This window comes from Actinomadura physcomitrii, assembly GCF_008923205.2.
Lineage (GTDB): Bacteria > Actinomycetota > Actinomycetes > Streptosporangiales > Streptosporangiaceae > Spirillospora > Spirillospora physcomitrii.
The window spans coordinates 82,617-102,318 of sequence record NZ_WBMS02000038.1 but is presented as its reverse complement, the minus strand read 5'-3'; the positions used below and the strand labels follow the sequence as shown (position 1 = coordinate 102,318).

Here is a 19,702-nt window from a genome sequence, read left to right as displayed (position 1 = left end):
TCCGCTCCGCGGAGACGGTCGAGGGGCGCGCGCGCCTGTACCGGGCGAGCCGCGCCCGGGACCGGGCCGCGGACGCGCTGCGCTCGGGCGCGCGCGAGCGCCTCGTCCCGCTTCTCGGGCTGCCGCGCACCAGCGCGCAGGACCCCGCGGCCGCGCGGGAGATCGTCGCGGCCGTGGCCCGCCGGACCGCCCGCGACGAGGCGTACGTCGGCGCGGCCCTGTACGGTCCCGAACCCGTGGACGACGCCGGGCTGATCGCCCTCACCTCCGTCCTCGACGACCTGGAAAGGCAGGTACGCCAGTCGTGAACCACCCTGTTGACCTCGGGAAGGACGACGCGCCAGGGCCGGTGCCCGGCGACGCGCCGGCCGGCACCCCGCCGGGCGCCGTGGGCATGTCCGAGGAGGTCCGGCGGCAGGCCGAGACCGCCCGCGCGGCGCTCGCGGCCCTGCGCGGCGAGGTGGCCAAGACGGTCGTGGGCCAGGACTCGGTGGTGACCGGGCTGGTCATCGCGCTGCTGTGCCGCGGCCACGTGCTGCTGGAGGGCGTCCCCGGAACCGCCAAGACGCTGCTCATCAAGACGCTGTCGCGGGCCCTGGACCTGGACTTCAAGCGCGTCCAGTTCACTCCGGACCTGATGCCCGGCGACGTGACGGGGTCCCTGGTGTACGACAACCGGACCGCGGAGTTCGAGTTCCGCGAGGGCCCCGTCTTCACCAACCTGCTGCTCGCCGACGAGATCAACCGGACGCCGCCGAAGACGCAGGCGTCGCTGCTGGAGGCCATGGAGGAGCGGCAGGTCTCGGTGGAGGGGGCGGCCCGCGCCCTGCCGGACCCGTTCGTGGTCTGCGCGACGCAGAACCCGATCGAGTACGAGGGCACGTACCCGCTGCCGGAGGCGCAGCTCGACCGGTTCCTGGTGAAGCTCACCGTGCCCGTCCCCACGCGGGACGAGGAGATCAAGATGCTGCAGCGGCACGCCACGGGGTTCGACCCCCGCGACCTGTCGGAGGTCAAGGCCGTGGCGGGCGCCGCGGAGCTCGCGGCCGGGCGCGCCGCCGTCCGGGCGGTGCACCTGGACCCGAAGGTCGCCGCGTACGTCGTGGACCTGTGCCGCGCCACGCGCCAGTCCCCGTCGCTCCAGCTGGGCGTCTCCCCGCGCGGCGCCACCGCGCTGCTGGCCACCTCGCGCGCGTGGGCGTGGCTGTCGGGCCGCGACTACGTGACGCCGGACGACGTGAAGGCCCTGGCCCGGCCGACGCTCCGGCACCGCGTGCAGCTGCGTCCCGAGGCCGAGCTGGAGGGCGCGACCGCCGACGGGGTGCTGGAGGGCATCCTCGCCCACGTCCCCGCGCCGCGCTGATGGCGCTCACCGGACGCCTGGGGCTGCTGGCGCTGCTCGGCGCGCTCGTGCCGATCCTGCTGCCGAGCTGGTGGACGCTGCTCGCGCTGTGGGGCGTCCTGCTGCTCGGCGTCGTGGTGGACCTCGCGCTGGCCGGCAACGTGCGGGCGCTGCGGTTCCACCGGTCGGGCGACACCAACGTCCGCCTCGGTGAGACGGCCCATGTGGCGCTCATCGTGGAGAACCTCGGCCGGCGGCGGCTCAAGGCGCGGCTGCGGGACGTGTGGCCGCCCAGCGCCGCCGCAGCGCCGCGGACGGTGCGCGTGGACGTCCCGGCCGGGGAGCGCCGCCGCGTCGACATGGCGCTGACGCCGACGAGGCGCGGTGACCGCCGCGCCGTCACGGTCGTGGTCCGGTCGGTGGGGCCGCTGGGGCTGGCCGCCCGGCAGCTGTCGCGGTCCGCGCCCTGGACGGTGCGCGCGCTGCCGGCGTTCCCGTCGCGCCGCCATCTGCCCGCGAAGCTGGCGCGGCTGCGGGAGCTGACCGGGGCGCACGTCGCGCTCATCCGCGGCCAGGGGACCGAGTTCGACTCGCTGCGCGAGTACGTCGACGGCGACGACGTCCGCTCCATCGACTGGCGGGCCACCGCGCGGCGCGCGGACGTGGTGGTCCGGACGTGGCGTCCCGAGCGCGACCGCCGGATCTACCTGGTGCTGGACACCGGCCGCACGTCCGCGGGCCGGGTCGGGGACATCCCGCGCCTGGACTGCTCCATGGACGCGGCGCTCCTGCTGGGCGCCCTGGCGTCCCGGGCCGGGGACCGCGTCGACATGCTCGCCTACGACCGGCGCGTCCGTGCGCGCGTCGAGGGCGCGTCCCGGACCGACCTGCTGCCGTCGATGGTGCACGCGATGGCCCCGCTGGAGCCGGAGCTGCTGGAGTTCGACGCGGCGGGGATGGTGTCGACGCTGATGGCGCGGGTCCGCCAGCGGTGCCTGGTGGTGCTGCTGACCGAGCTGAACACCGCGGCGATCGAGGAGGGGCTGCTGCCGCTGCTGCCGCGGCTCACCGCGCGGCACCTCGTCATGATCGCCGCCGTGTCGGACCCGCGGGTCGGCGAGATGGCCGGCGGGCGCGGCGACCTCGCGGCGGTGTACGACGCGGCGGCGGCGGAGCGGGCGCGGGCCGAGCGGGGCCGGCTGACCGCCGAGCTCCGCACGCACGGGGTCGAGGTCGTGGACGCGCCGCCTCAGGACATCGCTCCGGCCCTCGCGGACGCCTACCTCGCCCTCAAGGCCGCCGGGCGGCTCTGAACGGCTCAGCGGCCTTCTCAGCGACATCTGGACGGCCATCGGAGGCCGTGAGCCCCCCGGCCGGACGGACACTCGCGCCGGTTAATGGCGGTTTCACCTGGTATGACGCGTTCAGTCGAGGGATCAGCCGGCGACCGGGGCGAGGTCGGGGCGCAGCTCCGCGTCGCCCGTCTCGCCCCGCCGGGTGGCGCGCCGGCCCAGCACGATCACGTACCCGAGGAACGCCGCCTCGGCGGCGACGCCGATCGCGATGCGCAGCCACGTGACGTGCACCCAGCCGGTGACGAAGCCCTCGATCAGCCCGGACACCAGCAGCACGCCGACGAGCCCGATCGCGATGCTGATCGCGGCGCGCCCCTCCTCGGCGAGCGCCTGCCCGCGGCGGCGGCGCCCGGGGTCCACGACCGTCCAGCCGAGCTTCAGGCCCCCCGCGCACGCGAGGTAGACCGCGGTCAGCTCCAGCAGTCCGTGCGGCAGGATCAGGCCGAAGAACACGCCGCCCTTGCCGTAGGCGAACATCAGCCCGCCGTTGATGCCGAGGTTGACCTGGTTCATCAGCAGCACGTACACGGTCGGGATGCCGAGCAGGATGCCGAAGATGAGCGCGATCGCCGACACCCACGCGTTGTTCGTCCACACCTTGAACGCGAACGACGCCGCGGAGTGCTCGGTGTAGTAGTTCGCGAAGTCGTGCTCGACGAGGTCCCGGAGCTCGTTGGGGGTGCCGATGCTCGACTGCACGTGCGGGCTGTGCACGATCCAGATCGCCAGGGCCAGCGCCAGCAGGTTGCCGATGACCGCGTTCCCCAGCCACCACCACCGCATCCGGTAGGCGGCGGCGGGGAACGACACGGTCGCGAACCTCGTGACGTCCCGCCACATCGGCGCATGGGCGCCCGCCACGGCGGCCCGTCCGCGCGCCACCAGCGATGACAGCCGCCCCACGAGCTCGGGGTCCGGGGAGCTCGACCGGACGACCGACAGGTTCGTGGCGGTCCGCTGGTACAGCTCGACCAGTTCGTCGGCCTCCGCGCCGGTCAGCCTGCGGCCGCGGTTCACAAGATGCTCGAGGCGCAGCCAGTCGGCGTTGTGCGCGGCCACATAGGCGTCGACGTCCACCCGGGGAGACTAACGCCTCGGCCGGCTAAGGCGGCAAAATGGACCGCCCCGGCATTGGAGGATCAGGACATGGCCGAACTCGTCACCGGCGAGGCCGTCGCGCTCGACATCCGGGTCGCGCGGCTGGCCAGCCGGGGCTGTGCCCTGCTGCTGGACCTGATGTTCCAGCTCATCCTGCTGAACGTCGCCGTCTACGTGACGGGCCTGACGGCCCTGGTCGCCGACGAGGCGTGGACCATCGGGCTGTCCCTGGTCGCCGTCGTCGCCGTGATGGTCGGCTACCCGTGCGCGTTCGAGACCCTCTCCAGGGGGCGGACGCTCGGGAAGATGGCCCTGCGGATCCGGGTGGTGGCCGACGACGGAGGCCCGATCAGGTTCCGGCAGGCGCTCGTGCGCGCGCTCGCCGGGTTCATCGAGTTCTGGACGCTCTACGGCGCGCCCGCCCTGATCACCTCGTTCTGCAACCGGCGCGGGAAGCGCCTCGGCGACCTGTTCGCCGGGACGATCGTCATCCAGGAGCGGATCCCGTCGTCCGGCCTCTTCGGCCCCGTCGCCGTCATGCCCCCGCAGCTCGCCTGGTGGGCGCGGTCGCTGGAGATCTCCATGCTCTCGGACGAGCTGGCGATGACGGCCCGCCAGTACCTGTCGCGGTTCTGGGAGTTGCTGCCGGAGGTCCGGGACTCTCTGGGCCAGCGCATAGCGGCCCAGGTCGTCGCCGCGATCAGCCCGCCGCCGCCTCCGGGCGTCCGCCCGGAGATCCTGCTGTCCGCCGTCCTGGCGGAACGCCGCCACCGAGAGGAGTGGCGGCTGGCACAGCGCCGGGCGCGCCGCCTGCGCCGCAGCGGGCGGACGGACTGGGCGCAGCCTCCTGCTCCCGGCGCCGTCCCTATACCCGTCCCGGCGATGGCCACGGCCGGAGCAGGCCAGCCTCCCCCGCCCGGGTGGCAGGGACCTCCTGCCGGTCCGCCGTGGAGGCCCGGCCCTTACCCGACGGGTCCTTATCCCACAGGCGCTTATCCGGCCGCCCCTTACCCGACCGGCTCGTACCCGTATCCGGCGCAGGGCGTGCCGCCAAGTGCCTACCCCAACAACGGCGTACAGCCGGGCCGGTAGCCGAACCTTCCACTGGGCCGCGCCCCATCGGAGTGCGCCGGTCAGCGGCCGACGTGGTGCGGGGTGCGGCTGCGGCCCGGCTCAGTCGAGCCCGCGGACGTCCCGCGCCGTTCGAGCCGGACGAGCGCGACCAGCGCGGCGAGCGCGAGCACCGCGACGGCCGCGGTGAACGCCACGGCGGCGCCGCGCAGCCCGAGCACCTGGGCGGCGACCCCGACGAGGATCACCGGCAGGGAGATCCCCGCGTAGGCGGTGAGGAAGAAGCTCGACACCGTCTGGGCGCGCTGCGCGGCCTGGGTGCCCGCCGTGATGGCGGCCAGCCCGGCGCGGAAGCCTAGGCTCTGCCCCAGGCCCGCCACGACGGTCCCGGTGACGAGGAGGGGAAGGGACTCGGCCAGGAGCGCGCCCGCGATGGCGGCGAGCCCGGCGATGAGCACCGCGCAGCCCGCGGGCAGGGCGATCCTCTCCGGCACTTTGGCGAACACCACCTGCCCCACGGTGGACGCGCCGAACATGGCGAACACCACGGCGCCCGCCAAGGCGCGGTCGGGGCGGTGCAGCACGTTGACGAGGATCCCCGGCGCGACCGCCGTGACGAGGCCGAAGACGGCGAACGCGGAGAACGCCGCGATGGCGGCGGGCACGAACACCGGCCGCACCTCCGCCGGCACGGCCGGGCGCTGCGCGCGCGGCCACACGAGCCGGCGGCCCCGCACCGTCTCCGGTGCGGCCAGCACCGCCACCAGCGCGAGCGCCAGCACCACGAGGTCCACCACGAACGGCAGGGCCAGCGGATGGGGCGCGTACTCGGCGAGGAGCCCGGCGAGCAGCGGGCCGCTGCCGAGCCCGAACATGTTGACGGCCGCCGCGAGCAGCGCCGCCGCGCCACGGCGCTCGGGGCGGACGAGTTCGACCAGCGTGACGGTCCCGGTGGCGGTGACGACGCCCGCGGACAGGCCGGACAGCACCCGCGCCGCGAGCAGGACCGGGACGTCCTCGGCCACCAGGTAGACCACAGCCGCGAGCATCGACACCGCGACGCCGGCGAGCATCACGCGGCGGCGGCCGAGCGCGTCCGACGACCGCCCGAACAGCAACGCGAACATAACCCCCGCGGCGTAGACGGCGAAGACGACGGTCGTGACGAGGCTGCCGAAGCCGAGATGCCGCTGGTAGATGGGGTACAGCGGCGTCGCGAGCGTGGTGCCGAGCATGACGGCCCAGAAGGCGTACGCCATGCACGCCGGGCCGATGACCCTACGCAGGTGCCGCCCCGAACCGTGCCCCCGAATCCCCATCAATCCTCTCCTTCCACCCGAATCACCCTTCCCAGTGCCACGGGGTCGAACATCTGGTCAGGCCCGCAGGTTCGGTGGTGAGTCCAGGTCGGTGAGTTCCACACCGGGAGCCGCCACAGCGATGTCACCGGCCAGATAGAGCGACTCCACCTCGCCAGTCGACAGGTCGGTGATCTGGTATTCCGAGACGGGCAGCGGCTCCGTCTCGGTCTCGTAAGGGGTCGTCCCGCACCGGCGCCACCGCCACGACACCGATAGCGCCGACAGCGACGTCCCGCTCAATCGGACGAGACGCACATCGGCCTCGGCGCCCTCGTCCAGTTCCAGGGAACGCGCCACCGCGACGAGGAATCCCGGCGAGCCCGACACGAAGCCCGACGCCCGATCCCCGTGCTCGGTGCGGTCCTCTCCGGCCGCGCGCACCCACGCCAGTTCGGACCCGGTCAGCCCGCCGCGCAGCCACCAGCCCGGGGTGACGACCTCGACGCGGATCTGCCGCCAGCGCGCGTCCACGACGAGGTCCAGCCGGACGCCGTCGTCGCGCCGGGACGTGTAGCGCCAGCCGCCGGGCCCGGGAGCGCACTGGAAGCGCTCCTCGATCCCGTCGTCGAGATGCAGGTACGCCCCGGACGGCACGGGTCAGGACCCGATGCGCCAGGAGTGCAGGTAGTCCTCCTGGTCCGGGGTGAGCAGGTCGATGGAGATGGCCATGGACGCCAGCTTGAGCCGGGCCACCTCCGTGTCGATGTCCTTGGGGACGTCGTGGACGGCCGCGGGCAGCGACGCGTGCGCAGTCGCGAGCCACGCGCACGTGAGGGCCTGGTCGGCGAAGGACATGTCCATCACCGCGGCGGGATGCCCCTCGGCGGCCGCCAGGTTGACCAGGCGCCCCTCCGCCAGCAGGACCAGGCGCCGGCCGTCGGCCAGGACGTACTCGTCCGCCTGCGGGCGCACGCCGTGGTGGACGGCGACCGCCATCTCCTCCAGGGCGCGCACGTCGATCTCGACGTCGAAATGGCCGGAGTTCGCGAGGATCGCGCCGTCCTTCATCAGCGCGAGGTGCTCGGCGTTCACCACGTCGCGGTTGCCGGTGACCGTGATGAACACGTCGCCGTCCGCCGCCGCCTCCGCCATCGGCTGCACGGCGAAGCCCTGCAGCGCCGCGTCCAGCGCCTTCACGGGGTCGATCTCCGTGATGACCACGCGGGCGCCCAGTCCCCGCGCGCGCTCGGCGAGGCCCCGACCGCAGTAGCCGAAGCCCGCGATGACCACCGTCTTGCCCGCCAGGAGCGTGTTGGTCGCGCGCACGATGCCGTCCAGCGTCGACTGCCCGGTGCCGTAGCGGTTGTCGAACATGTGCTTCGTATCGGTGTCGTTCACCGCGACCATGGGAAACCGGAGGGCGCCCTCACGGGCCATCTGGTGCAGGCGGATGACGCCCGTCGTCGTCTGCTCGCAGCCCGCCTTCACCGTGGGCAGCAGATCAGTGCGTTCTATGTGGAGCGTGTTGACGAGGTCGCAGCCGTCATCCAGCACGAGATCGGGACCGGTCTCCAGAGCCTGGTGGATGTGCGCGTAGTAGCCCTCACGGTCGATGCCCGCGCGCGCGAAGACCTCCGTGCCGTCCTCCTGCACCAGCGCGGCGGCCGTGTCGTCCTGCGTGGACAGCGGGTTCGACGACGCGAGCGCCACGCTCGCCCCGCCCGCCTGCAAGGTCCGGATCAGGCAGGCCGTCTCCGTCGTGATGTGCATGCACGCCGCGATGCGCAACCCGTCCAGCGGACGCTCCCTGGCGAACCGCTCCCGGATCTGCCGCAGCACCGGCATGCTCCGGTCGGCCCACTCGATCCGCTTGACGCCCTCGTACGCCAGCGACACATCCGCGATATCGCTCATCCGTCCCCCTCAAGGCACAAACCGCCGCACGGCCCGGGGCCGTGCGGCGGTCCGAACGCTACAGGCGATCAGTAGCGGTAGTGGTCCGGCTTGTACGGGCCCTCGACGTGGACGCCGATGTAGGCGGCCTGCTCCTTGGTGAGCGTGGTCAGCTTGACGCCGAGCGCGTCCAGGTGCAGGCGGGCGACCTTCTCGTCCAGGTGCTTCGGCAGCACGTACACGCCGACCGGGTACTCCTCGGTCTTGGTGAACAGCTCGATCTGCGCGATGACCTGGTTGGTGAACGAGTTGGACATGACGAACGACGGGTGGCCGGTGGCGCAGCCGAGGTTCATCAGCCGGCCCTCGGCCAGCACGATGATCGAGTGGCCGTCGGGGAACCGCCACTCGTGCACCTGCGGCTTGATCTCGATCTTCTCGATGCCGTCGATCCTGGCGAGGCCGGCCATGTCGATCTCGTTGTCGAAGTGGCCGATGTTGGAGACGATCGCCTGGTGCTTCATCCGGGCCATGTGGTCGGCGCGGATGATGTTGAAGTTGCCGGTCGTCGTGACGAAGATGTCGGCCTTGTCGACGATGTCGTCCAGGGTGGTGACCTGGAAGCCGTCCATCGCGGCCTGCAGCGCGCAGATCGGGTCGATCTCGGTGACCACGACGCGGGCGCCCTGGCCCTTCAGCGCCTCGGCGCAGCCCTTGCCGACGTCGCCGTAGCCGCACACCACCGCGACCTTGCCGCCGATCAGCACGTCGGTGGCGCGGTTCAGGCCGTCGATCACCGAGTGCCGGCAGCCGTACTTGTTGTCGAACTTCGACTTGGTCACCGAGTCGTTGACGTTGATCGCCGGGAAGGCGAGGGTGCCGGCCTTCGCCATCTCGTAGAGGCGGTGCACGCCGGTCGTGGTCTCCTCGGTGACGCCCTTGATCGCGGCGGCCGTCTCGGTCCAGCGGCCCGGCTTCTCGGCGATGGTGCGGCGGAGGGTGTCGAGGATGATCCCCCACTCCTCCGGGTCGTCCTCGGTCGCCTGCGGGACCGCGCCCGCCTTCTCGTACTCGGCGCCCTTGTGGACGAGCAGGGTCGCGTCGCCGCCGTCGTCCAGGATCATGTTCGGGCCGGAGCCGTCCGGCCACTGCAAGGCCTGGTCGGTGCACCACCAGTACTCTTCGAGCGTCTCGCCCTTCCAGGCGAACACCGGGACGCCCTTCGGGTCCTCGGCGGTGCCGTCCTTGCCGACGACGATCGCGGCGGCGGCGTGGTCCTGGGTGGAGAAGATGTTGCAGGACACCCAGCGGACGTCGGCGCCGAGCTCGACCAGCGTCTCGATCAGCACGGCGGTCTGGATCGTCATGTGCAGCGAGCCCATGATCTTGGCGCCGCGCAGCGGCTTGGCGGCGGAGTACTCCTCGCGCACCGCCATCAGGCCCGGCATCTCGTGCTCGGCGAGCCGGATCTCCCGCCGGCCGAAGTCCGCCAGCGACAGGTCGGCGACCTTGTAGTCCATGCTTTCGTTGCTCCTTGTCTGCTTGCTCGCAGCAGGGTCCGCCTTGCAGCAGGTCCGCCCGTGCGCGGCAGGTCCGTTGGCGCCCGCGGGCCGCGTCGTTCGTCCGCGAGGACCGGCCCCGCGGGCCGGCCGACCCGGCCGAGTCTACGGGCGGGGACGGTCCCGAGGCACGGTCGGGGGCGCATTTCTGACACAGATTTGTCAGAATCGACGGTATGCGCATCACGGAGGCCGCCCGGCGGCTCGGCACCTCGCCCCGCATGCTCCGCTACCGCGAGACGCTCGGGCTGCTGCCCGCGACCCGCGACACCGCGCCGGCCTCCCCCGGCACCGGACGGAGCGGCGGGACCGGACGCGGCGGCGGGCACCGCCGGTTCGGCGACGCGGAGCTGCGCGCCGTCGCGCTCGCGCTGGCGCTGGAGAAGCGCTACGACATCGGTCCCGCCGAGCTGGCGTTCGGGCTGCGCGTCCTCGCCGAACCGCAGGTCCAGGCGCACGTCCGCGAGCTGGGCGAACGCATCGGACGGCTGTCCGCGCCGCCCGCGCGGGCGCTCGACTTCGAGAAGGAGAAGGCGCTGCGGCTGCTGCGCCGCCGGTAGCGGCCGGCTCACGTTCCGTCGGCGGCACCCACTACCATCCCGCTGGACGGACGGGAGACGGCGCGTGAAGAACTGGCTCTACGGGGTGCTCGGCCTCGTGCTCGGCATCGGACTGTTCGCGGGCGGCCTGGCGTCGATGCCCGGCGGCACGGTGAAGTGCGGCGAGCGGGTGATGTCGCCTGGCGACACGTGCACGACGCTCCGGAACGGGCGCGCCACCAACCGGTCCTACGACGAGCAGAAGTCCAAGGACGGCCGCGAGGCGGTCATCATGATGATCGTCGGCCCGTTGCTGGCGATCGGCTGCGGCGTGCTGTTCCTCGGCCCGGCCCTCACGCGCCGCCGCAAGGGCGCGGCGTACGCGGCCGGCCCCGCCCCCGGCCACGGATACCCGGGCCCCGCCGGCCCCGGCCACGGCGGCCCGCCACCCGCATACCCGCCACCCGCATACCCGCCACCTGCGTACCCGCCCGCACCGCCCCCGCCCGGCTACCCGCCCGCACCGCCCGCCCAGCCGTACGGCCCGCCGGGCCCGTACCCGCCCGCCTGACGCGGCGGCCCGGCCGGCCCCTGATCAGGTCGCGTTCTCTCCGGGGACGACGACGCCGGACTCGTAGGCGAGCATGACGGCCTGGGCGCGGTCGCGCAGGCCGAGCTTGGTGAAGACGCGCGCCACGTGCGTCTTCACCGTGTGCTCGCTGACCACGAGGCGGGCGGCGATCTCGGCGTTCGACAGCCCGCCCGCGATCAGCACGAGCACCTCGTTCTCCCGCGCCGTCAGCGTGGCCAGCTCCGACGGCGCCTGCGGCCGGTTGCGCCGCTGCTTGGTGAACTCCCGGATCAGCCGCCCGGTGACCTGCGGCGCCAGCAGCGAGTCGCCGCGCGCGACGACCCGGACCGCGGAGACCAGCTCGTCGGCGGTCGCGTCCTTGAGCAGGAACCCGGACGCGCCGACGGCCAGCGCCTCGTAGACGTACTCGTCCACGTCGAAGGTGGTCAGCACGAGGACGCGGACGCCCTCGGAGCCGGGCCGCGCGAGGATCCGGCGGGTCGCCTCGATGCCGTCCATGCCGGGCATCCGGATGTCCATGACGACGACGTCGGGGCGGTTCCGCTCGGCGAGCGCGACGGCCTGCCGCCCGTCGCCGGCCTCGCCGACGACGGTGATGTCGTCCTGCGCGTCGAGCAGCGCGGCGAACCCGGCGCGGACGATGGTCTGGTCGTCCGCCACCAGCACCCGGATCACCGGCGGGGCTCCGTCCCGGGGCGGGCGAGAGCGCGGTCAGCGGCGGCCGGGGGGCGCCTCGGAACCGTGTCCACTGGTGGAATTCCCCTCCCTCGTGAGCGGCAGTTCGGCCTCCACCAGGAACCCGCCGTCGGTGGCCGGGCCGGCGGAGAACCGTCCGCCCAGCATGGTCGCACGTTCCCGCATGCCGACGAGACCATGTCCGCCGCCCGGTCCGCCGCCCGGTCCGCCGCCCGGTCCGCCGGGCCGCGGCGGGGCGCCCTCCAGCCGGGTCGGACCGGCCGGGCCGCCGCCGGCCGGGTCCAGTACCGCGGTACGCGCGGCGGGATCGTCACGGTTCAGCACCCGCGTCGACCCGGCGGAACCCTCGTCGCGGACCCGCACCGCGAGCCGGTCCGGCAGGAAGGTGAGGTCGACGTGCACACCGGCGCCGGGCGCGTGCCGCCGCGCGTTCGTCAAGGCCTCCTGGACGATCCGGTACGCCGACAGCTCCACGGTCGTGGACAGCGCGCGCGGGTCGCCGTGCACGGCGAGGTCGACGGCGCCGCCCGCGCCGCGGTGCTGCTCGATGAGGTCGGGGAGCCGGTCGAGGCGGGGCTGCGGGGAGTTCGCGGCGTCCGGTTCCGGCTTGGCGTCGGCGCGCAGCACGCTGAGCAGCCGGCGCATCTCGACCAGCGCGTCCCGGGCCGTCTTGGCGATCTCGGTGTAGCCGGCGCGGGCCTCGGGCGACAGGTCGTCCATCGTGTACGGGGCGGTCTCCGCCTGCACGGCGATCATGGAGACGGAGTGCGCGACGACGTCGTGCAGCTCGCGGGCGATGCGGGCGCGCTCGCGCATGACGGCCTGCTCGCGCTGGACGGCGGTGAGCCGGGTCAGGGTCTCGTTGGTGCGCTCCTCCGCCTCCGCCTCGGTGCGGCCCGCGGACTCGACGGCGCGGCGCGCGTCGCCGAGGCCGATGGCGGCCAGCACGGCGACGACCGCGGCGGGCCAGGGGACGTCGTCGAGCGTGCCCGTGGCGAGGTAGACGACGGCGACGGTGGCGACGCTCCCGGCCGCGAGAACGCCCGCGGACTGCCGGGGCAGCTGCCGGCCGAGCGCGTACAGCGTGTAGAGCGCGGCGAACGCGGTGGTGATCAGCAGCTGCTGGCCGGTGAGCAGCCCGGCCGCGAACGCGCCGAGGACGACGGCCGCGACGGGCCGCAGGTTCTCGCGGCGCCAGACGAGCGGGACCGTCGAGGCGACCGCGAAGCCGCCGGCGAGGCTCACCGGGGACCCGGTGCTCGGCGCCAGCTCGGCGAGGGCGGCGATGGTCAGCGCGAGACCGGTGAGGGGCGCGAAGTACCAGGCGCCGGTGAACTCGGTCCAGGTGCTGATCCAGCGGGGCAGCGGCGCCGTCTCACCACCGGGACGCGGCGGCATGCCGGGAGCGCCGGGCATGCCGGGGACGGGCGCGCGGCCCGCGCCGTTCAGCCGGGCGCCGAGCCTGACGGCGAGCGGCCGCAGCAGGTGCCCGATGCCGGTGAGGATCCAGAGCAGCAACTGCCCCACCCCCGCGACGATCCGGCCGGACAGCCGCCACGCCTGGTGCGCGAGGGCTGGGCCGAACCCCGCGGGGTCGGGTCCGGTCCGGGCCTTGTCATCGGTGGTCACTCCTCAATACTGACCGCTGGTCGGGCATATCACCTCACCGTGCGGTGGTATGCGCGCGGCCGGAATCCCCCTGGAGGACGACCCCTGGTCCCTCCTTGCGGTGGACGTGCGGACGACCGGCGCAGACGTAATGTCTTAACCGTGACCGCGACGGCGGCGCCGCCGACGTAGGGGGTTCGGCGGGGCTGCCGCGGTCACGCCAACCGCCCGGTTTCAGGGGTCCGGGCGGGGAAGCATGGGAAGCACCTCGCCGGACGGCCGCGCCGCCCGCCTCCGCGGAGGCACTCGCCGGTCTCGCCTGGGCTGGGGTTCGGCCGGCATCCTGTGCCGGCCGCCCGGCGAGGGATCCCATGCGGCCGCCCGCGCGTCACACCTCGCCCGTGGCCTTCCCGGCCGGCTTGGCGGGGTTCCTGCGGTCCGCCTCGTCGAGCGCCGGCTCCAGGTAGATCAGTTCCGCCTCGGGGATCACCGCGCGGACCTTCGCCTCGGCGGCGTCGATGCCGCGCGCCACCTCGGCGGCCGTGTCGTCGTGGTAGACGGCGATCTTGGCGGCGATCAGCAGCTCCTCCGGGCCGAGGTACTCGGTCCGCATGTGGATGACGTGGTCGACCTGCTCCACCGACTCCAGCGCGTCGATGATCCGCTTCTCCTGCTCGGCGTCGACGCCCTCGCCGATCAGCAGGCTCTTGGTCTCGATCGCCAGCACCGTCGCGACCAGGCCGAGCAGCAGGCCGATGCCGACGGTGCCGATGCCGTCCCAGACCCCGTCGCCGGTCGCGACCGCCATCGACACGCCGAACAGCGCGAGGATCAGGCCGATCAGCGCCGCCGCGTCCTCCAGCAGGACGACCGGCAGCTCCGGGGCCTTCGCGCGGCGGATGAACGCCCACCACGAGTGCCCGCCGCGCAGCTGGTTCGACTCCTTGATCGCGGTGCGGAAGGAGAAGCCCTCCATCCCGATCGCGATGACCAGAACCGCGAACGCCCAGATCGGCGACTCGACGTCCTCCGGGTGCCGGATCTTGTGGTAGCCCTCGTACAGCGAGAACGCCGATCCGACGGTGAACAGCACGACCGCGACGACGAACGCGTAGAAGTAGCGTTCCCGGCCGAAGCCGAACGGGTGCTCGGGCGTCCGGTCGCGTTCGGAGCGCTTGCGGCCGAGCAGCAGCAGGCCCTGGTTGCCCGAGTCGGCGACCGAGTGGATCGACTCGGCCAGCATCGACGACGAACCCGTGAACGCGAACGCGACCATCTTGGACGCGGCGATTCCGAGGTTGGCGGCCAGGGCCGCGATGATGGCCTTCGTCCCACCCTCAGCACTCATCTAGGCAATCCTCGCTTTGAGCTCTTGAATGGCCGGCACGGGCGTCGGGTCGACGCCCAGCGTGATGGCCAAGTAAACCGTGACGTAGTCGGCCAGCGCGATCATTGTCGCGATCCTCTCGAGCGGATGGTCGCCCTCGGCGAGGATCTCGGTCACCGCGACGCCCCGGTCCCGGGCCATCTCGACGGACGCCGCGCGCCGCTTGGCGGTCTGCGGGTGCTCCTCGGTGTCGCGGAGGACGACCAGGTGCAGGCCGTGCTCGGCGTCCTCGGCGCGGTCGCGGAAGAAGTCGTCCGGATCGGCCGGCGAGCCGCCGCCCGCGAAGAAGCCGTCGAACGCCATCACCTGGTTGTGGTCCGCCTCCGGCAGGCCGCCGAAGACGCCCGGGTACTTGGCGTTCTCGTTCAGCTGGCAGCACATCCGGTACGCGGCCGTCTCGGCGAGCGGCGACGTCCCCCACACCAGCGGGACGTCGCCGGCGAGGTCCAGCGCGATCCGCTTCGCCGGGTTCACGAACGGCTCGCTGTCCGGGCGGCACCGGTGCGCGACGTCTTCCAGGCGGGCCGCCGTGGACTCCAGCACCGCGTCGGGGACGTCCGCCAGGCCGAGCGTGCGGGCCGCGACGAGCAGCGGGACGGTGAGCCCCCACAGCGTCGACCGGGGCTGCCCCACCGACCGCACCGGCACGAACAGGCCACGGCTTCGGGCGGCGAGGTCGGCCAGCGGCGAGCCGGCGCCGCCGACGCACAGCAGCCGGCAGCCGCGCCGGGCCGCCTGCGCCGCCACCTCGAGGGTCTCCTCGGTGGAGCCGGAGCAGGACACCGCGATCACCAGGTCGGCGGCGCCGACCCAGCCCGGCAGCCGGTACCCGCGGACGGTCGTGACCGGGACGGGGCAGCCGAGCCCGCACACCGCCGCGAGCACGTCCCCGGAGATCCCGGAGCCGCCCATGCCGGTGACGACGATCGCGCGGGGGCGGCCGTCCTCGGCGAGCGCCGCGACGCCCGCCTCCTCCGCCGCGCGCCGCGCCTCCCGGATCTGCGCCGCGGACGAGGCGACCTGGCGGAGCATCCCGCCCGGATCGGACGCCTCGACGTCCTGCGCGTCCTCCAGCCGGGCGGGGTCCAGCGTGCTCACGAAGCGGGGGCCCGGGCCTCGTCGACGAGGAGGACGGGGATGTCGTCGCGGACCGGGTAGGCGTAGCCGCAGGAGCCGGTGCACACCAGCTCGGCGGCCGCCTCGTCGGGGCGCAGCTCGCCGCCGCAGTTCGGGCAGGCCAGGATCTCCAGCAGCCAGTCGTCCAGCTTCATGCTCATAGCAGCGTCACTTCTCCCTCACGATGGCCAGGACCTCGTCGCGGATCGCCGCCATGGTGGCCTCGTCGCCGGCCTCCGCGTTGAGGCGCAGCAGCGGCTCGGTGTTGGACGGCCGCAGGTTGAACCACCATCCGGCGGCCTCGTCGCCCACGGTCAGGCCGTCCAGCTCGTCGATCGTAACGCCGGGGCGGCCGGCGAACGCCTCGCGGACCTTGCCGGCGGCGGCGTCCTGGTCGGCGACCTCGCTGTTGATCTCGCCCGACGCGACGTACCGCGTGTACTCGCCGAGCAGCGCCGACAGGGGGCCCTTCTGCTCGCCCAGCGCGGCCAGCACGTGCAGCGCGGCGAGCATGCCGGAGTCGGCGAACCAGAAGTCGCGGAAGTAGAAGTGCGCCGAGTGCTCGCCGCCGAACACCGCGCCCGTCTCGGCCATCGTCTGCTTGATGAACGAGTGGCCGACCCGCGTCCGCACGGGGGACCCGCCGTTCTCGGTGACGATCTCCGGGACGGCCTTCGAGGTGATCAGGTTGTGCACGATCGGGGCGCCCGGGTGCTTGGCCAGCTCGCGCACCGCGACCAGCGCGGTGATCGCGGACGGCGCGACGATCTCGCCGCGCTCGTCCACCACGAAGCAGCGGTCGGCGTCGCCGTCGAAGGCGAGGCCGATGTCGGCGCCGGTCTCGCGGACCTTGGCCTGCAGGTCGCGCAGGTTCTCCGGCTCGATCGGGTTGGCCTCGTGGTTGGGGAAGGTGCCGTCCAGCTCGAAGTACAGGGGGACGAGGTCGATCGGCAGCCCCGCGAAGACGACCGGGACGGTGTGCCCGCCCATGCCGTTGCCCGCGTCCACGACGACCTTCAGCGGGCGGATCGCCGACAGGTCGACCAGCGTCTTGAGGTGCTCGGCGTAGCCGTGCAGGACGTCGCGCCCCGACACCTTCCCGGGCTCGCCGCCGTACGCCGGGACGCCGCCGTCGACCATCTCGCGGATCTCGGTGAGGCCGGTGTCGCGGCCGACCGGCTTCGCGCCCGCCCGGCAGAGCTTGATGCCGTTGTACTTGGCCGGGTTGTGGCTGGCGGTGAACATCGCGCCGGGGATGCCGAGGTCGCCGCTGGCGTAGTAGAGCATGTCGGTGGAGCCGAGACCGGCCTCGACCACGTCCGCGCCCTGCGAGGTCGCGCCGCGCGCGAACGCGGCGGCCAGCGGCCCGGACGACTCGCGCATGTCGTGCGCGGTGACGACGGCGTCCGCCCCGGTCACCCGCACGAACGCCGCGCCGGCCGCCTCCGCGACCGCTTCGTCCAGCTCGTCGGGCACGACGCCGCGGATGTCGTACGCCTTGAAGATCTTGGCGAGGTCGCCCACTCCTGCTCCCCTGTACGCAAGTGATGGCCGTGTACGCATGTGATGGCCGACGGGTCGGCGGGACCACCGAGCCTACCGGGAAGCGCGGCGGCGGCCCGAGCCGGTGCCGGTCACCGGCGTGACCGGGGTCACTCCTGCGGCTGGGTGCCCGCCGGTTCGGAGCGCAGCACCCGCAGGTGCCCGCGGCGGCCGACCTCGGTGCCCTGGCCGACCGGCTCCTGGCCGGTGCCCGGCGCGGGCCGCGCGGCCTCGCGGACGGCGTCGGCGAGCGCCTCGAGGTCGTCGGCGCTCGGCTCGGTCTCCTCCTCGACGGGGAGCCGGACCAGCTCCCAGCCCATGGGGGCGGTCAGCCGCTCCGAATGCTCCGCGCACAGGTCGTAGCAGTGCGGCTCCGCGTACGTGGCCAGGGGCCCGAGGACGGCTGTCGAGTCGCGGTAGACGTACGTGAGCGTGAAGACTGCGGGCGCCTTGCAGGCGGTGCGGGAGCAGGTGCGGACGGGGCTCACGATGGCCGACCGTACCTCGCTCCCGGCGCCGCCGCCACCACCCGGGCGCACGTGTCGCCGTTACCGGCCGATTTCCGGGGTAACAGTTACATACCGTGTGGCCCTGAACCCTTACCGTGGGGTCGCTGTCCGGGACGTCACGATGGTGTTCCCGGGGTGGAGAAGGTGTTCCTGGTGCGGGGACCGGGATTCGCGTGCGGCGGGAGGTAACCTGAGGGAGTGCGATCCCGTGTGGCAGGCGTACGGCGCCGCGATCGGCACGGTCGCGGCGTCCGTGGCCCTCTGACGCCCCCGCAGGCGCCGGTCTCGCGGACCCGCGCGGAGAAGTTCGACGACCTCGTCCACGACGAGGTGCGGCGGCTCGGCGCGCGCTGGGGCCGGGAGCTGTCCGGTGTGGAGTTCGGTGTCGAGGAGGTGCCGGACGTCGAGCCGTGGTTCGACGGTCCCGTGCCGCTCGGCCGGACCCTGCCGAGCGAGGCCGGCCGGCCCGTCCGGATCGTGGTGTTCCGGCGGCCCGTGGAGGCGCGCGCGGCGGGCGAGCAGGAGCTCGGCCGGTTGGTGCGCGACCTGCTGGTGGAGGAGGTCGCCGACCTCCTCGGCCTCTCCCCCGAGTCCGTCGACCCGAGCTATGACTCCCCGGACGACTAGCGCGACGACCGGGACGGCCCCTAGCGGATGAGGGCGGTCTGGCTGTCGCCGGTCGGCGGGAGCCGGACGGTCGTCGGCGCGGGCATCAGCGGCAGGACGGTGAACAGGTACCCGTCGCCCTTGCCCTTCGCCATGGTCCGGGCCGCGTAGACCGGCCCTGAGCCCGGCTTGACCGTGATGACGGCCCCGTAGCCCTTGTCGCCGCTGCCGTGCGGCGCGGCGAGCTTGGTCTCGACGGTGCGTCCGGCGCCGATCTCGACGTTCTGCGGCGCGCCGCTCCCCTGCGCGTCCATCGTGGTGATCTGGACGGCGGCGCGTCCGGCCGGGGCGGTGAGGACGACGGACGCGTCGTAGCGGTCGTCGGCGATGACCGCGGACGCCCCGGACGCGCCGCCGAGCGGCTCGGTGGCGGTGCCGTAGGCGACATCGGCGCCGCGCGAGGCCGAGAAGCCCGCGATGATCGGCCGGTCGGAGTCCAGCCGGATGGCGGCGGCGCGGCCCGAGAGCGCGCCCGCCAGGTCGACGGAGGTGACGCTCTGCGCGGGGGCCTCCACGGTGTCCTGGCCCTGGGGGGCGAAGGCGCCGGCGGCGGTGACGGCCCGCACCCTGATCCGGGCATCGGCCTCGCCGGGCACCGCGACCAGCAGCTTGCGCTGCCCGTCGCCGCCGGGCACGCCGGGCACGACCACCGACCGCGCTGGTCCCGGCGAGAGCGGGAGCCACTCGACGCCCTTCCGCTCGCCGATCCGGACCCGCAGCGACGCGGCGACGCGGCCGGCGGTGGTGTGCACGTTGAGCGCGAGGTCGCGGGCGGTCTCGACGATGTCGCCGAGCCCCTCCGGCTGCTTCCCGATCTTGATGACGCTGGTGCTGTACGGGGCGACGGGCGTGGCGCGGCCCTCGGTGGTGTCGAGCGGCCCCTCCCCGGACAGGCCGGTGACATCGACGGACGCGGGCCGCCCGTCGATGTTGGTGAGGTACAGCTCGAGCCGGTCGGCGGCGAGCGGGCCGGGGCCGAGGAACCACAGGTCGGCGCCGGGCCGGGCGCAGCGGCCGGTGGCGAGGCCGCGGTCGTCGCCGTGCGGCCAGTAGGTGGTCTGCTCGGCCTCGAGCCCGGCGGCGAGGGCGCCGGTGGCCCGGACGGTGAAGGAGTCCTCGGTGGTGCCCATGTCCTTCTCCCAGCCCTGGCCGGTGGTGGTCATGGAGGCGAGCGGGGAGCCGCCGCGGGTCTCGGTCACGTCGAGGCGGCCGCCGGTGCGCTTCTGCCGAAGGGACTGGACGCTGACGCGGCCGCCCTCGTGCCCCGGGCAGACCATGACGGCGGCGTTCACGGGCGCGCTGCGTGCCTTCTCAACCGCGTTCCCGGGCCGGGAGAACGAGGCGGCACCGTAGAGGGCCGCCAGCCCGACCAGGACGAGGGCGGCGATGGCGTACCGCATGCCGAGGAGCTTCAGCACTCTGTCCATG

General features: G+C 73.7%; 19 protein-coding genes and 1 pseudogene. 7 read left to right on the top strand and 13 right to left on the bottom strand.

Translation table 11 applies throughout. The annotated features are described in order from the left end of the window. The 3 genes and pseudogenes from F8568_RS35225 to F8568_RS35215 all read left to right on the top strand — a co-directional run. Positions 1-308, top strand: a pseudogene (locus tag F8568_RS35225) (DUF4350 domain-containing protein); the annotation flags it as partial. 86 nt (positions 309-394) lie between these two features. Continuing rightward, the gene (locus tag F8568_RS35220; RefSeq protein WP_151590616.1) at positions 395-1,363 is read left to right on the top strand and encodes an AAA family ATPase; all 969 of its coding nucleotides are present in this window, start codon (positions 395-397) and stop codon (positions 1,361-1,363) included. Then, positions 1,363-2,655 carry a DUF58 domain-containing protein gene (locus tag F8568_RS35215; protein ID WP_151590127.1) on the top strand — a complete coding sequence of 431 codons (1,293 nt, stop codon included), beginning with the start codon at positions 1,363-1,365 and terminating at the stop codon, positions 2,653-2,655. Before F8568_RS35220 ends, F8568_RS35215 begins: the two co-directional genes overlap by 1 nt. Positions 2,656-2,778: 123 nt before the next feature. On the opposite strand, the gene F8568_RS35210 is transcribed toward F8568_RS35215, so the two are convergent. Then, on the bottom strand, positions 2,779-3,774 hold the full coding sequence (locus F8568_RS35210) for a stage II sporulation protein M (protein ID WP_151590129.1): 996 nt from the start codon (positions 3,772-3,774) through the stop codon (positions 2,779-2,781). A gap of 69 nt (positions 3,775-3,843) precedes the next feature. On the opposite strand from F8568_RS35210, the gene F8568_RS35205 reads away from it, so the two are divergent. Beyond that, entirely contained in the window at positions 3,844-4,887 is a 1,044-nt protein-coding gene (locus tag F8568_RS35205) for an RDD family protein (RefSeq protein ID WP_151590130.1), read from the top strand. Between the two features lie 41 nt (positions 4,888-4,928). On the opposite strand, the gene F8568_RS35200 is transcribed toward F8568_RS35205, so the two are convergent. The 4 genes from F8568_RS35200 to ahcY (F8568_RS35185) form a co-directional block, all read right to left on the bottom strand. Then, a complete protein-coding gene (locus F8568_RS35200; protein WP_160573454.1) occupies positions 4,929-6,185 on the bottom strand; it encodes an MFS transporter in 1,257 nt (418 codons plus the stop codon). A 57-nt stretch (positions 6,186-6,242) separates the two neighbouring features. Next, entirely contained in the window at positions 6,243-6,821 is a 579-nt protein-coding gene (locus F8568_RS35195) for a hypothetical protein (RefSeq protein ID WP_151590132.1), read from the bottom strand. A gap of 3 nt (positions 6,822-6,824) precedes the next feature. Beyond that, complete coding sequence (ahcY, locus tag F8568_RS35190) at positions 6,825-8,081, bottom strand: adenosylhomocysteinase (RefSeq protein WP_151590134.1); 1,257 nt, start codon at positions 8,079-8,081, stop codon at positions 6,825-6,827. Between the two features lie 68 nt (positions 8,082-8,149). Next, positions 8,150-9,580 carry an adenosylhomocysteinase gene (ahcY, locus tag F8568_RS35185; RefSeq protein ID WP_151590136.1) on the bottom strand — a complete coding sequence of 477 codons (1,431 nt, stop codon included), beginning with the start codon at positions 9,578-9,580 and terminating at the stop codon, positions 8,150-8,152. A gap of 215 nt (positions 9,581-9,795) precedes the next feature. Here ahcY (F8568_RS35185) and F8568_RS35180 point away from each other — a divergent pair, with 215 nt between their 5' ends. Together F8568_RS35180 and F8568_RS47180 are read left to right on the top strand one after the other, a co-directional pair. After that, on the top strand, positions 9,796-10,179 hold the full coding sequence (locus F8568_RS35180; RefSeq protein WP_151590138.1) for a MerR family transcriptional regulator: 384 nt from the start codon (positions 9,796-9,798) through the stop codon (positions 10,177-10,179). 64 nt (positions 10,180-10,243) lie between these two features. Then, positions 10,244-10,729, top strand: coding sequence for a hypothetical protein (locus F8568_RS47180; RefSeq protein ID WP_202124345.1), 486 nt, complete (start codon positions 10,244-10,246; stop codon positions 10,727-10,729). Positions 10,730-10,753: 24 nt separating this feature from the next. On the opposite strand, the gene F8568_RS35170 is transcribed toward F8568_RS47180, so the two are convergent. The 7 genes from F8568_RS35170 to F8568_RS35140 form a co-directional block, all read right to left on the bottom strand. After that, a complete protein-coding gene (locus F8568_RS35170; protein ID WP_151590140.1) occupies positions 10,754-11,425 on the bottom strand; it encodes a response regulator in 672 nt (223 codons plus the stop codon). Between the two features lie 36 nt (positions 11,426-11,461). Next, positions 11,462-13,075 carry a sensor histidine kinase gene (locus F8568_RS50730; RefSeq protein WP_328600660.1) on the bottom strand — a complete coding sequence of 538 codons (1,614 nt, stop codon included), beginning with the start codon at positions 13,073-13,075 and terminating at the stop codon, positions 11,462-11,464. 367 nt (positions 13,076-13,442) lie between these two features. Beyond that, entirely contained in the window at positions 13,443-14,402 is a 960-nt protein-coding gene (locus F8568_RS35160; RefSeq protein ID WP_151590142.1) for a cation diffusion facilitator family transporter, read from the bottom strand. Continuing rightward, positions 14,403-15,539 carry a bifunctional phosphoglucose/phosphomannose isomerase gene (locus tag F8568_RS35155; protein ID WP_328600661.1) on the bottom strand — a complete coding sequence of 379 codons (1,137 nt, stop codon included), beginning with the start codon at positions 15,537-15,539 and terminating at the stop codon, positions 14,403-14,405. After that, the gene (locus F8568_RS35150; RefSeq protein ID WP_151590144.1) at positions 15,536-15,718 is read right to left on the bottom strand and encodes a Trm112 family protein; all 183 of its coding nucleotides are present in this window, start codon (positions 15,716-15,718) and stop codon (positions 15,536-15,538) included. Before F8568_RS35150 ends, F8568_RS35155 begins: the two co-directional genes overlap by 4 nt. Positions 15,719-15,725: 7 nt before the next feature. After that, a complete protein-coding gene (locus F8568_RS35145; protein ID WP_151590146.1) occupies positions 15,726-17,081 on the bottom strand; it encodes a phosphomannomutase/phosphoglucomutase in 1,356 nt (451 codons plus the stop codon). A gap of 128 nt (positions 17,082-17,209) precedes the next feature. Beyond that, positions 17,210-17,587: a DUF3499 domain-containing protein gene (locus F8568_RS35140; protein ID WP_151590148.1), complete on the bottom strand. Its 378-nt coding sequence runs from the start codon at positions 17,585-17,587 to the stop codon at positions 17,210-17,212. Positions 17,588-17,818: 231 nt separating this feature from the next. Here F8568_RS35140 and F8568_RS35135 point away from each other — a divergent pair, with 231 nt between their 5' ends. Next, positions 17,819-18,235, top strand: coding sequence for a metallopeptidase family protein (locus F8568_RS35135; RefSeq protein ID WP_151590150.1), 417 nt, complete (start codon positions 17,819-17,821; stop codon positions 18,233-18,235). A 20-nt stretch (positions 18,236-18,255) separates the two neighbouring features. Here F8568_RS35135 and F8568_RS35130 read toward each other — a convergent pair whose 3' ends face one another. Further along, positions 18,256-19,701, bottom strand: coding sequence for a DUF5719 family protein (locus F8568_RS35130; RefSeq protein WP_151590152.1), 1,446 nt, complete (start codon positions 19,699-19,701; stop codon positions 18,256-18,258). Position 19,702: the final 1 nt, after the last annotated feature.